Raw genomic sequence first — 11,891 nt, forward strand, 5'->3', positions numbered from 1 at the left:
GTTTGCGTCATGCCGTGCAGATCGAGCCGAGCGTCGATTTGTTTTTTCCCTCGCGATAATTGCGAACGTTCGCGGCGGGGCAACGGCGCGAGCGGCGGCGGGCCTGGTATGCTGGATCGCTGGCCGGAAGTAATCTGCGGCGATGACGGCGCGGGTTTTGGAGTCGAGGACGGGTCCAACGTTGTCGCGATGTCCTGCGGTTTCAAGCGTGGCTTGTTCCGCAGCGGCCTGGTCTGTTTGGCAACGCTCTCCCACAAGGTGCGCTCTTCCTCGCTCAAGCCGCGCTTGCGGCGCGGAGGCGCCGGTGTTGCGGGAATCCGCGTCGGTGGACCTTTCATCGCCGGAGACGATGAGGATGGTGGTGGCGGGAACGGCGCGCGTCCCCGCCGGCTGTGATATTCGGGCGTGGCTCGGGAAGCGGCACAGGCTCCGCCGCAGCTGTTTGCGTTGCCGAAGCCTGCGCTACGGGTGCCGCGGCTTCCACCGGCTTCGACGTGCCGTCGTTTGCAGGCTTGGCGGTGTTCGCTGAATCAGCTGGACCGGGCGCCGTCGTCGCATCAGCCGGCGTCAACTTCTCCTTCTCTGCTTTTTCCTTCTCTGCTTTTTCCTGATCCAACAATTTTGCGATGGCTTCCGACGGCCTTGCATCGGGCAGCGGCATCCTGCGGGCTCGTGCCGCCGGATCGAGGCTCTTGGGCACCAGCATCAGGAAATGCATGTTGTGCCGCAGGCGGCCGGACACCTTTCCTGCGTCCGCGCCAGCGCCGAAATACAGATCAGCGCGCGCCGGACCGACAATTGCGGATCCCGTGTCCTGGGCGATCATCAGGCGGCGAAACGACGTCTTTGATAGCTCCGATTCGATCGGCAACTCACCCGCAATAAAAAATGGCGTGCCGTAGACGTGCAGCGCCTTGTCCACCGCAATCGACCGACCAGGAGTGAGTGGGACACCTTGTGCCCCGAGCGGCTCGTCCTTTTCGGATAGCTGCACCTCGCGAAAGAAGACGTAGGAGCGGTTCTGCCGGCGCAATTCGTTGGCCCCGTCAGGGTTTTGCTCCATCCATTCCCTGATTTTCTGCATTGACATCTGCTCTTTCGGGATGATGCCGCGATCGATCAGGATGCGGCCCACCGCCGTATAGGGGTAACCGTTGTGCGCATCATAGTTGATTCGGATGGTAGAACCGTCCTCGAGCTTGACCCGGGCGGAGCCCTGAATTTGCGCGAACAGTAAATCCGTCTGATTTTTCAGCCAGCAAATTTCGAGTCCCCGGCCGGCGATCGCACCATCCTCGATTTGGGCGCGATCGTAGTAGGGAACGAGCTTGCGGCGGCCGATCTTCCGAAACACCTGCCCCTTGTTCGGTAACCCGGCGGCGTCCTGTTTGAACCCGCGGACGAACAGATTGGATGGACGGCGATAGACGGGCACGGTGTAGGTTTCGGTCTGGATCCGGGAGCCCTCGATCACCGGCTCATAGTAGCCGGTGACAAAACCTTCGTCTTCCCCGAGCCGTGAGATCCGCAACGGCCTGAAATGTTGTTCGAAAAAAGTCTTGGCCTTGGCATCATCGACAATCCTCGCCGCGGTCGCCGCCTCGCAGGGTTCGCGCAACGAGGTGCCAAGCGGCTGGAGACCGATCGCCGCGGTTCGTTGCGTTGAGATCTGCTTGCAGCTTATTCGGAAGGCTTTGTAGGCCTGCAGATGATCATCCTCGGTCCAGCCCTCTACATCGTGCCAGGCGACCGGAGCATACTGGGCGCCGCTGAACTGAAGCGGCCATTTGACTTCAGGGTACGGCAGGTGGCGAGGCGCGGCCGGCGTTTGCCCTGCACCGACAGGATGCTTTGCGCTGGCGTTAATCGCGACAAAAGAAACCAGCGACAGGGTAACGGCCACAACACAAAAGGCGGCGGCGAGCCGTAGGCGACCACCTGCTTTAGTGAGCGCTTCCCGTGCCAACCAGCTTCCAATTCGGATCGCGTGACGTCGTATCGCGAGCGAATGTCCAAACATCGGTGATATCGGTGACCTTATCCGGATTGCCCTCGACGATCGTACCGGCCTTGTCGCGCGTAACCGATATCATCTGCGACACAAAGCGAACCGTCAGCTGCGCGAACTTGTCGCGGCCTTCTGCGCCGACGAGCTCGGCCTTATCGATGGAGACGAAGCGCGTTTCGGTCTTCTGCTCGTGCTTCTCGCGATCCCTGATCACGGCTTCGAAGCTGTCGTAGACGTCCGACGATAACAGATCCTTCAATGCGCGACGGTCGCCATTGGCGAACGCAAGCACAATCATCTCATAGGCGCTACGCGCGCCGCTGAGAAAGTGCCGCGGGTCAAATGACGAATCCTGCGCGGCAATTGCGTCCAGTCCTTGAGCCAGCGCCGTGCCAGGCTCGGCGATGCCTTTCCAACGGTCGCTCGGCGCCGCTATATCAGCGGTGGGCGCCAGCGGCGCTTGATCGATCACCGTACCAGGAATGGGGACGACATTGTTGTCCTGGGTCCCGTGCACCACGTTGCGCGCCGCGCGATCGTAGGGCGGCCGCTCGTTTCCGGTTCGCTGTCCAAGGACATTACGCAAACGCAGGAAGATGAAGACCGCCAACGCCAGGAAAATGATGGTGTAAATATCCACGTCGCTTTGCTTTCTGGTCTGCGCCGGCAACGGGTCCGACGGTAGAGCGTTCCCCCTGGGGACGGCGAGTTACATCATGGATGGGTCAAGCAGCATGTAGGCACGAAACCTGCCGTGGCCAATGGTGTGATCCGGCATGAAAACCCAAGCCGGTGGAAATAGGCCGATCCGGTGGCGCTCTCGCCCGTTTGCCACAGGCCAAATTGTAGCGCGTTTTCACTGCGGGGGGAAACCCCGATCGTGCGCGGAAATCACGCATATTCAGCAATTTAGAGTGTGGGTTTGTTGCCGAGGAGGTCCAATTCCCGCCAGCGCCCATTGTTGCCGCTGCGATCCGGCGTGCCGCATCGGATTGTCCTGCTTGTGGAGTGAGGCGGGGCTATGATAGCCACTCGCCCCGACCACCATTTTGGCGGCTCGCGCGCATTCTAAAGACCAAGAACGTCCGCCGCTCACTTCAAACGCTCCAGGAGAGACTTCGATGACCAATGGTAATGGCTCGCCTCCGGAAGCGGGGCCTCCTCCGCAGCTTAATGTGCTCGCGCAATATACCAAGGACCTGTCGTTCGAAAATCCGAACGCTCCCAGCTCGCTGGCGCCGCAGTCGCAGCAGCCGGCGATCAACATCCAGATCAACGTCAACGCCAACAATATTGCCGAAAACGAGTACGAAGTGACGCTGTCCGTCGAGGGGAAAGCTGAAACCGCCGGCAAGGTGATGTTCAGCTTCGACCTTGCCTATGCGGGGGTATTTCGAATCGTGAACGTCCCAAAAGAAAACTTGCATCCCCTCGTGATGATCGAATGCCCGCGGCTGTTGTTCCCGTTCGCCCGTGAAATCATCGCGACCTCGGTGCGGGACGGCGGCTTCCCGCCGTTGATGCTGGACCCCGTCGATTTCGTGGGTCTGTATCGCCAAAATCTGGAGCGTCAGGCTGCTGCCCAGGCCACGCAGGGCAAGCCAAGCTAAGCTGCCTCCAGAAAATCCCGCCAGATCGGCCTGTCGCCGAGCGTGGCGACAAAGGCGCGATGGGCCATGCGATCCTCATCGGTAATCCGCGCTGCGAGCGGTACCTCACGCTGGCGCCGCGGCATGTCGCCATACCCGCCGGCGCGCACATCCCGGACTTCGGCGGCCAGGATCAGTTGTGACTGTCGCGCTCCGATCAGATCGACATAGACCTCCGCCAGAAGCTCCGCGTCAAGCAACGCGCCGTGCTTGGTGCGGCGGGAATTATCGATCGCATAACGCGAGCAGAGATCGTCAAGACGATTCGAAACGCCGGGATGCTTGCGCCGCGCCAGCAGCAGGGTGTCGACGAGCCGCTCGCGCGCAATCGGCGGCCTCTTCATTCGATCGAGTTCGGCATTGATAAAGCTGATGTCGAACGACGCGTTATGAATCACCAGCGGTGCGTCGCCAATAAATTCGAGAAACTCGTCCACCACATGAGCGAACAGAGGCTTGTCTGCGAGAAATTCGCTGGAAAGGCCATGGACTGCGAAAGCTTCGGCCGGAACCTCGCGCTCGGGATTAATGTGGCGGTGAAACGACTGCCCGGTCGGCATGCGGTTCAAAATCTCGATGCAGCCGATTTCAACCAGCCGATCGCCGCGCAATGGATCGAGGCCCGTGGTTTCGGTATCGAGGACAATTTCGCGCATGAACAACTTGCCAAATACGAATCAGGATCGGCGTTGCGGCATTCTAACAGCCTGATCCAGAATGTCCCGGATTCGTGCGCGGACCGGGTCGAGGCCATGTGACGTATCCACTATGAAATCTGCGCGGGCGCGTTTTTCGGAATCAGGCAACTGCCGCGCCAGAATGGCATCGAGCTTTTCGTTGCTCATGTTCTCCCTTCCCAGGATGCGCTCGCGTTGAATTTCAGGTGAGGTCGTGACCACCACCACCGCGTCGACGCGCTTCTCCCCGCCCGTCTCGTAAAGCAAAGGCACATCAACCACCGCGAGCCGCGCGCCCGAACGCTCAGCTTCATCGAGAAATCTTTGACGCGACGCGCCGAGCATCGGATGAACAATTCCTTCCAGCCGCTTCATCGCCGCCGGATCGTGCACCACCCGGCTCGACAACCGCGCGCGATCGACCTTGCCTTGAACGGTCGTGCCCGGGAACGCCGCTTCGATCGCAGCCGCCGCCTCGCCTTCGTATAGTCTGTGAACGGCAGCGTCCGCGTCATAAACGGGAACGCCGGCTTCCGCGAACAATTTTGCGGTGGTTGATTTTCCCATCCCAATCGAGCCGGTCAACCCAAGAATGATCATTTAGCGATCGCCGTTCTGGTCGGGGTCAAATCGCGAGCAGCCGCTCGCTGCGCAGAAATTCAAACAGCGGTAGCAGCGGCAGACCGAGAATGGTGAAGTGATCGCCTTCGATGCGCTCGAACAGATGGACGCCCAGCCGTTCGAGCTGATAAGCGCCGACACTCGATGTGACCGTCTCGCCAGCCTCATCGAGATAGACCTCAATCTGGGACTGAATTAGCTGGCGCATGGTCATTTCGGCGACGCTCACGGCTTCGAACAATATCTTGCCTTCGCGCGCAACGGCAACGGCGGAGTGCAGCTGGTGAGTCCGCCCAGCGAGGGCGCTCAATTGCTCCGCGGCCTGGACCCGGCCGGCCGGCTTGGAAAAAAGCTTTGTGCCAAGCGAAAGGGTCTGGTCCGCCCCAACGACAAACTGGCCGGGCTTATCTATCGATACGATGCGCGCTTTCTCGCGCGCCAAAAGCGCGGCGATGTCACTAGGGGATGTGAGCCCTGACTCCTGCTGCACGGCGCGCTCATCGATCTCGGCAGGAACAGCTTCGAAATCGATCGCCGCGTTCGCAAGCAGCATTTGGCGTGAGCGGCTTTGCGAGGCCAGGATCAAAGGCAATTGCCCGCGCCAGACCGTCATTCCGAAAGCCGTTGGCGTTGTCGGTCCGTAAACAGCTTTAGCACGGCAGCCGCTGTCTCCTCGATCGATCGCCGCGTTACATCGAGCTGAGCCCACTCAAACTTGGCACTCAATCGTCGCGCGAACGCCACCTCATCCGCGACGGCCTGTCGATCGATGTAATCGTCATTGCCGGGACCGGCCCCCATACTCAACAGGCGATTTTGCCGGACCTGGATCAGCCGTTCCGGCGTTGCATGCAGGCTGACCACCAGCGGCTTTTTTAGAGTTTCCAATTGATGTGGCACGGCGATGCCCGGCACCAACGGAACGTTCGCGGTGCGGATGCCGCGGTTGGCGAGATAAATCGACGTCGGCGTCTTCGAGGTGCGCGATACGCCGACGAGGACCACATCGGCATCCTCCAGTCCTTCGACGTGCTGGCCGTCATCATGGATCATCGTGTAATTCAACGCGTCGATGCGCTTGAAATATTCCGCGTTGAGTGTGTGCTGCGCGCCGATGCGCCCGGTGGTCGCGGCACCAAGATAGGCCTGAAACAATTGCATCACGGGGCCGATAATCGAGAGGCTGGGTATGTTGATCTCCTGGCATTTGGCTTCGAGCCTGCCAACCAGATCCTTCTCCAGCAGCGTAAAGAGCACGATCCCCGGCGCTTCCTCAATTTCGTCCAATACGCGATCAAGCTGCTTCTGACTGCGGACCAAGGGATAAACGTGCTCGACCGGCGTGACGTTGGCGTACTGCGCGGCCACCGCGCGCGCTACCGTGATCAACGTTTCGCCTGTCGAATCGGAGACGAGGTGAAGATGGAAATAGTTGCCGGAGGTAGGCACCTGAACCCCTGTATAGACTGTGAATGCTTGTGGAGCTTACCCGATCGAATCGAACACGGATTCAAGGATCAGGGACAACCCGGGTTTTTCTTCACAGCCCTCCTACTGCGGACAACTCCAGGCACCGCCGCCAATGATAGTGGGATAGTGTGGACTTGTCTCTTCATAAGCTGACTTTAAGTCAGCGCAAGCATTTGCTGCTAGTCACATTTTGCGGTCAGCGGGTGAGCAGCAAAATATGTTGAAGGATGTGAACAAGTGATGAGAAACGGCCGGACAATTTTGTGTTGGCCCAATTCACGGCTACTTAGACTCAAACCTAAGATTCTAAAATTATTAGTTTAGAAAAGACTTGCTTGCGGATATGTCTGCGCTTCAGATCGGCATCCAAGCTTGGTAACGCTGTCGCGGTATAAACGTTCCGGCATTCTCTGGATCAATGCATGCTGATTGCGAGTCGGAGAGTTTTTCGCGATGTACGAATGGATCAAGGCGCTGCATGTGATCGCCATCATCGCGTGGATGGCCGGCATGCTCTATCTGCCGCGATTGTTCGTCTATCATTGCGAGGCCGAAGTCGGATCGAAGCAGTCCGAAACCTTCAAGATCATGGAACGACGCTTGTTGAAGGCGATCATCAATCCGGCAATGATCGTGACCTGGTTCGCGGGGCTCTATCTCGCCTGGGCCGGCCATTTTTTTTCAGCCGGTTGGTTACAGGCAAAACTGCTACTCGTGCTCCTGCTCTCCGGCGTCCACGGCTTTTTTTCCCGATGGGTTAATGATTTCGCGGCAGACCGAAATAGCAGGCCTCAAAGATTCTACCGTATTATCAATGAGGTGCCCACAATCCTGATGATCGGGATCGTCATCCTCGTGGTCGTAAAGCCGTTCTGAGGAGGACGGATGTAAGGCACTTCGGGCCGCGCGCCCGCTTGCGGAATGGCGGGTGATTTTCTATATTGATGAAATCCCACCCCACCCAGGCGGATGTGGTCGCGTTCCGGTTTCTTTGTTGAACCGGCCGCCGCATCAGGTTTGAGGCCTCTCCGGCGCTTTCCTTGCTCAGACCTGCGGACCTTCCTGATATCGCGTCCGCTTTTTTGCAGAAGCCAGCTCCCAATTCTTCTCAGGTTACTCCACAGGACCATCCCAATGCGGGAAATGAAACTTCAAGACCTCAAAGCCCAGACGCCCGCCGAGCTTGTCTCGTTCGCGGAAGAAAAGGGGGTCGAAAACGCCAGCACCATGCGCAAGCAGGAGCTGATGTTCGCTATTCTCAAGCAGCTCGCGATCCAGGAGACCGACATCATCGGCGAGGGCGTGGTCGAAGTGCTGTCCGACGGGTTCGGATTTTTGCGCTCACCAGATGCCAATTACCTGCCCGGCCCTGATGACATCTACGTCTCGCCTTCGCAGATCCGCCGATTCGGGTTGCGGACCGGCGATACGATTGAAGGGCACATCCGCAGCCCCAAGGAAGGCGAGCGGTATTTCGCGCTGCTGAAGGTCAATACACTGAATTTCGAAGACCCGGAAAAATCCAAGCACAAGGTCAATTTCGATAACTTGACGCCGCTATTTCCCGATCAGCGCTTCCGGCTCGAGCTTGAGGACCCCACCAGAAAAGACCTTTCCGCGAGGGTTATCGACATCGTCGCTCCGATCGGCAAGGGTCAGCGCGCGCTCATCGTGGCGCCTCCACGCACCGGTAAAACCGTGCTGATGCAGAATATCGCGCACTCGATAACGGCCAATCATCCCGAGTGCTACCTGATTGTGCTGTTGATCGACGAACGCCCCGAAGAAGTCACCGACATGCAGCGCTCGGTGAAGGGTGAGGTAGTCTCCTCGACCTTCGATGAGCCTGCTGTGCGTCACGTTCAGGTCGCCGAGATGGTGATCGAGAAGGCCAAGCGGCTGGTCGAGCACGGCCGCGACGTGGTGATCTTGCTGGATTCAATCACGCGGCTCGGACGCGCTTACAACACCGTTGTGCCGTCATCAGGCAAAGTGCTGACTGGCGGCGTCGATGCCAACGCGTTGCAACGGCCGAAGCGTTTCTTCGGCGCCGCGCGCAACATCGAGGAGGGCGGTTCGCTCACCATCATCGCGACCGCGCTGGTCGATACCGGCAGCCGAATGGATGAAGTGATCTTCGAAGAGTTCAAAGGCACCGGCAACTCGGAATTGATTCTGGATCGCAAGGTTTCGGACAAGCGGACCTTCCCGGCGATCGATATTTCACGCTCCGGTACACGCAAGGAAGAACTGATCACCGATCCCCAGGTATTGAAGAAAATGTACGTGCTGCGCCGGATTCTCAATCCGATGGGCACCATGGATGCGATCGACTTCCTGCTCGACAAGCTGCGCAACACCAAGAACAATTCCGAATTCTTTGAATCCATGAACACCTGACAGGTGTCGTGCACTGAAAATGGGGCGTCGGTTCGGACGCCCCTTTTTTGTGCCGTTAGAGCGTTTTTCGAGCGAAGTGGACGCCGGTTCGCGTGAAAAAAACACGTCAGAAGAAGAAGCTAGATCCCTCAAATCTGACCTGGCTCAATCGAAGTCGCATTGCTTTTTCGATGGGCTCGCAGGCAAATAAGCAATGCATCCGCGCGAGCAGACCATCTTTGCCGTCTCGTCGGGGCGGCCGCCCAGCGCTATTTCCGTTGTGCGGGTGTCCGGATCGCAAGCCGGACCCTTGCTGCGCTCGCTTGCGGGCAGGGTGCCTGCGGCTCGGACGGCCACGCGCGCTCTGTTGCGGGACGCCAGCCAGCAGCCGATCGACGACGCGCTGATCCTCTGGTTTCCCGCGCCGGCAAGCGCGACCGGCGAGGACGTCGCGGAATTTCATGTCCATGGCGGACGGGCAGTGCTGGCGAGTTTGTTCGCCGCGTTCTCCGCTGTCCTGGATGTGCGCCCGGCTGAGGCTGGCGAATTCACCCGACGCGCTTTCGAGAACGGCAAACTCGATCTCACCGAAGCCGAAGCGCTCGACGATTTGATTCACGCCGATACCGACCGCCAGCGCCGCCAGGCTCTACGTCAATTGCGAGGATTGCTTGGAGACAAAGCGCGCGACTGGCGCAACCAGATCATCGAGGCGTCGGCGTTGATCGAAGCCGGCATCGATTTTTCAGATGAGGGCGACGTTTCCGCGGAACTGGTGAAGCCGGCGCTGGCGAAAGTGAAAGTGCTGTTGAGTGAAATTGAGGAACTGCTAGCGGCGCAGGGGCGGAGTGAACGTCTGCGCGACGGGCTGGTGGTCGCGATCGCAGGCCCTCCGAACGTCGGCAAGTCGACGCTGATCAATCAGCTGGCGCGGCGTGAGGTTGCGATCGTCTCGCCTCACGCGGGCACCACGCGGGACATCATCGAGGTGCAGCTCGATCTGGATGGCTATCCGGTCACGGTGATCGATACGGCTGGCATTCGCGACGCCAACGATCCGGTCGAGCAGGAAGGTGTGCGGCGGGCGAGGGCGCGAGCGGCGGAAGCTGATCTGGTGTTGTGGTTGAGCGATCCGGAGCACGGCACATCGCCAGCCGAGCGCGGTGCGCTTACATGGAGGGTACGCAACAAGATCGATCTTGCGGAGGAGGTTTCGGGGGCTGCGGGGGCGGGCGCTGGTCCTCGAACCAGCGAGCGTGAGCCGGAGTTCGGGATTTCAGCCAGCCGCGGCGACGGGGTGGCCGAACTCGTGACTGCGCTGATCGGGTTGGCGCAGGATTATCTTGGCTCCGCGGAGGGAGCGCTAATTACCCGGGAGCGGCACAGGCTGTTATTGGCGGAGGTGGCGGCGTCACTGCGCCGGAGCCTGGAGGCAATCGGGCAGGGCGAGGAATTGGCCGCCGAGGAGTTGCGCGCAGCCACCTACTCGCTCGGACGACTGCTTGGACGGGTCGACGTTGAAGACGTGCTTGATATGATTTTCCGCCAATTTTGTGTTGGTAAGTAATAGTTGTTCATTCATTTCATCGCGCCACCCAGTTCACGAAGGCTAGTGTCGGCACCGACGCTTCGCGCCACCGTCCCCACAAGCACAAATAGGGGTGAGATAAGAAAGCGGCGTTCACTGGCGTCAATCCCCTGGGCAAGGATATCGAGTCTCGCTGGCCACCGCACGGACGGGTCGCGTTCACCCGAAAGCAGCAGTGGCGGCTGTTTCACGTGAAACACCGTGACCCCACCAGAGACCTGGCGCTTCCGACACCAAACATCGAACTTACCGCTTCCGACTTGTACCCGGCCGCGATAATAGTCCGGCATGATTGCCCACCCCCACTCGTTCGATGTGATCGTGATCGGCGGCGGCCATGCCGGTTGCGAAGCTGCGAGCGCGTCGGCGCGGATGGGCGCCGGGACCGCGCTCGTAACTCATCGGTTTTCGACCGTCGGCACGATGTCGTGCAATCCGGCGATCGGAGGGCTGGGCAAGGGGCATCTGGTTCGCGAGATCGATGCGCTGGATGGTCTGATGGGCCGCGTGGCTGACGCGGCGGGCATTCAGTTCCGAATGCTCAACCGAAGGAAAGGCCCCGCAGTGCGGGGTCCGCGCGCACAGGCGGACCGCAAGCTTTATGCCGCGGCGATGCAGGCCGCGATCCGGCAGACCGCCAATCTGTCGGTGATTGAAGGCGAAGCGGACGACCTCATCGTTTCAGACGGACGCGTCGTTGGGATTCGCCTAGCCGGAGGGTTGGAATTTTCCGCCGGCGCTGTCGTGATTACGACAGGCACTTTTCTGCGTGGGCTGATCCATCTCGGCGAGAAGAACTGGCCGGCAGGCCGGGTCGACGAGGCTCCCGCACTGGGGCTTTCCAGGTCCTTTGAGCAGGCCGGGTTCAGGCTTGGACGGCTGAAGACGGGGACGCCACCACGAATCGACGGCACCACGATCGATTGGTCGGCCGTCGAAATGCAGCCAGGCGACGACCCGCCGGAGCCGTTTTCGGTGATGACCGATTGCATCACCACCGCACAGATCCACTGCGGGATCACGCGCACGATGCCCGCAACCCACGATCTAATCCGCGCCAACGTGCATCGCTCGCCGATGTATTCGGGCCAGATCAAGAGCACGGGGCCGCGCTATTGTCCCTCGATCGAGGATAAAATCGTTCGCTTCGGCGACCGCGACGGGCACCAGATCTTCCTCGAACCGGAAGGGCTGGACGACTCGACGGTCTATCCAAACGGCATCTCGACCTCGCTGCCGGAGGAGGTCCAGCTTCAAATCCTGGCTTCTATTCCCGGACTGGAGCGTGCGCGGATGGTTCGGCCGGGATATGCGATCGAATACGACCACGTCGATCCCCGGGAGCTCGATCCAACCCTGCAGGCCAAACGGCTGCCGGGACTTTTCCTGGCCGGTCAAATCAACGGCACCACAGGTTACGAAGAAGCTGCAGCCCAAGGCGCCGTCGCCGGGCTGAACGCCGCGCGAACCGCGGGCACGGCCGAGCCAATCGTGTTCGA

The 11,891-nt window shown here is 59.9% G+C and carries 11 protein-coding genes and 1 pseudogene; 5 read left to right on the plus strand and 7 right to left on the minus strand.

Features of this window, described 5'->3' with window-relative positions:
• The 3 genes and pseudogenes from VJV58_RS05660 to VJV58_RS05670 form a co-directional block, all read right to left on the minus strand.
• Positions 1 to 338: pseudogene (locus VJV58_RS05660) on the minus strand (DNA mismatch repair protein MutS); the annotation flags it as partial.
• Complete coding sequence (locus tag VJV58_RS05665) at positions 335 to 1,966, minus strand: murein transglycosylase A (protein ID WP_324136356.1); 1,632 nt, start codon at positions 1,964 to 1,966, stop codon at positions 335 to 337. The gene VJV58_RS05665 and the pseudogene VJV58_RS05660, both read right to left, overlap by 4 nt.
• A complete protein-coding gene (locus VJV58_RS05670; RefSeq protein ID WP_324136357.1) occupies positions 1,944 to 2,648 on the minus strand; it encodes a Tim44/TimA family putative adaptor protein in 705 nt (234 codons plus the stop codon). The genes VJV58_RS05665 and VJV58_RS05670 overlap by 23 nt, the downstream gene beginning before the upstream one ends.
• Before the next feature lie 481 nt (positions 2,649 to 3,129).
• Between VJV58_RS05670 and secB the strand changes: the two genes are divergently transcribed.
• The gene (gene secB / locus VJV58_RS05675) at positions 3,130 to 3,618 is read left to right on the plus strand and encodes a protein-export chaperone SecB (protein WP_324136358.1); all 489 of its coding nucleotides are present in this window, start codon (positions 3,130 to 3,132) and stop codon (positions 3,616 to 3,618) included.
• On the opposite strand, the gene dnaQ is transcribed toward secB, so the two are convergent.
• From dnaQ to VJV58_RS05695, 4 genes are read right to left on the minus strand one after another with little or no spacing between them, the layout of a single operon-like run.
• Positions 3,615 to 4,313, minus strand: coding sequence for a DNA polymerase III subunit epsilon (gene dnaQ / locus VJV58_RS05680; RefSeq protein ID WP_324136359.1), 699 nt, complete (start codon positions 4,311 to 4,313; stop codon positions 3,615 to 3,617). The genes secB and dnaQ overlap by 4 nt on opposite strands.
• 21 nt (positions 4,314 to 4,334) lie before the next feature.
• On the minus strand, positions 4,335 to 4,934 hold the full coding sequence (gene coaE, locus VJV58_RS05685) for a dephospho-CoA kinase (protein WP_324136360.1): 600 nt from the start codon (positions 4,932 to 4,934) through the stop codon (positions 4,335 to 4,337).
• Between the two features lie 25 nt (positions 4,935 to 4,959).
• Positions 4,960 to 5,568 (minus strand): Maf family protein, encoded by a 609-nt coding sequence (locus VJV58_RS05690; RefSeq protein ID WP_324136361.1) that lies wholly within the window; start codon positions 5,566 to 5,568, stop codon positions 4,960 to 4,962.
• Positions 5,565 to 6,404: a pyruvate, water dikinase regulatory protein gene (locus tag VJV58_RS05695; RefSeq protein ID WP_324136362.1), complete on the minus strand. Its 840-nt coding sequence runs from the start codon at positions 6,402 to 6,404 to the stop codon at positions 5,565 to 5,567. The genes VJV58_RS05690 and VJV58_RS05695 overlap by 4 nt, the downstream gene beginning before the upstream one ends.
• Before the next feature lie 474 nt (positions 6,405 to 6,878).
• On the opposite strand from VJV58_RS05695, the gene hemJ reads away from it, so the two are divergent.
• The 4 genes from hemJ to mnmG form a co-directional block, all read left to right on the plus strand.
• Positions 6,879 to 7,301, plus strand: a complete 423-nt coding sequence (gene hemJ, locus VJV58_RS05700) for a protoporphyrinogen oxidase HemJ (RefSeq protein ID WP_324136363.1) — start codon at positions 6,879 to 6,881, stop codon at positions 7,299 to 7,301.
• 258 nt (positions 7,302 to 7,559) lie between these two features.
• Entirely contained in the window at positions 7,560 to 8,825 is a 1,266-nt protein-coding gene (gene rho, locus VJV58_RS05705) for a transcription termination factor Rho (RefSeq protein ID WP_324136364.1), read from the plus strand.
• Positions 8,826 to 9,018: 193 nt separating this feature from the next.
• A complete protein-coding gene (gene mnmE / locus VJV58_RS05710; RefSeq protein ID WP_324136365.1) occupies positions 9,019 to 10,371 on the plus strand; it encodes a tRNA uridine-5-carboxymethylaminomethyl(34) synthesis GTPase MnmE in 1,353 nt (450 codons plus the stop codon).
• A gap of 309 nt (positions 10,372 to 10,680) precedes the next feature.
• The coding region (gene mnmG / locus VJV58_RS05715; protein ID WP_324136366.1) for a tRNA uridine-5-carboxymethylaminomethyl(34) synthesis enzyme MnmG at positions 10,681 to 11,891 on the plus strand (1,211 nt) is incomplete at its 3' end.

The sequence above is a fragment of the Bradyrhizobium sp. genome (assembly GCF_035273305.1).
Taxonomy (GTDB): Bacteria; Pseudomonadota; Alphaproteobacteria; order Rhizobiales; family Xanthobacteraceae; genus Bradyrhizobium.

What these genes read in the sequence shown, in the direction of transcription:
- hemJ (WP_324136363.1), top strand. Translation starts at nt 6,879, where the DNA reads ATGTACGAATGGATCAAGGCGCTGCATGTGATCGCCATCATCGCGTGG.
- mnmE (WP_324136365.1), top strand. Translation starts at nt 9,019, where the DNA reads ATGCATCCGCGCGAGCAGACCATCTTTGCCGTCTCGTCGGGGCGGCCG.
- dnaQ (WP_324136359.1), bottom strand. Translation starts at nt 4,313, where the DNA reads ATGCGCGAAATTGTCCTCGATACCGAAACCACGGGCCTCGATCCATTG.
- VJV58_RS05690 (WP_324136361.1), bottom strand. Translation starts at nt 5,568, where the DNA reads ATGACGGTCTGGCGCGGGCAATTGCCTTTGATCCTGGCCTCGCAAAGC.
- rho (WP_324136364.1), top strand. Translation starts at nt 7,560, where the DNA reads ATGCGGGAAATGAAACTTCAAGACCTCAAAGCCCAGACGCCCGCCGAG.
- secB (WP_324136358.1), top strand. Translation starts at nt 3,130, where the DNA reads ATGACCAATGGTAATGGCTCGCCTCCGGAAGCGGGGCCTCCTCCGCAG.
- coaE (WP_324136360.1), bottom strand. Translation starts at nt 4,934, where the DNA reads ATGATCATTCTTGGGTTGACCGGCTCGATTGGGATGGGAAAATCAACC.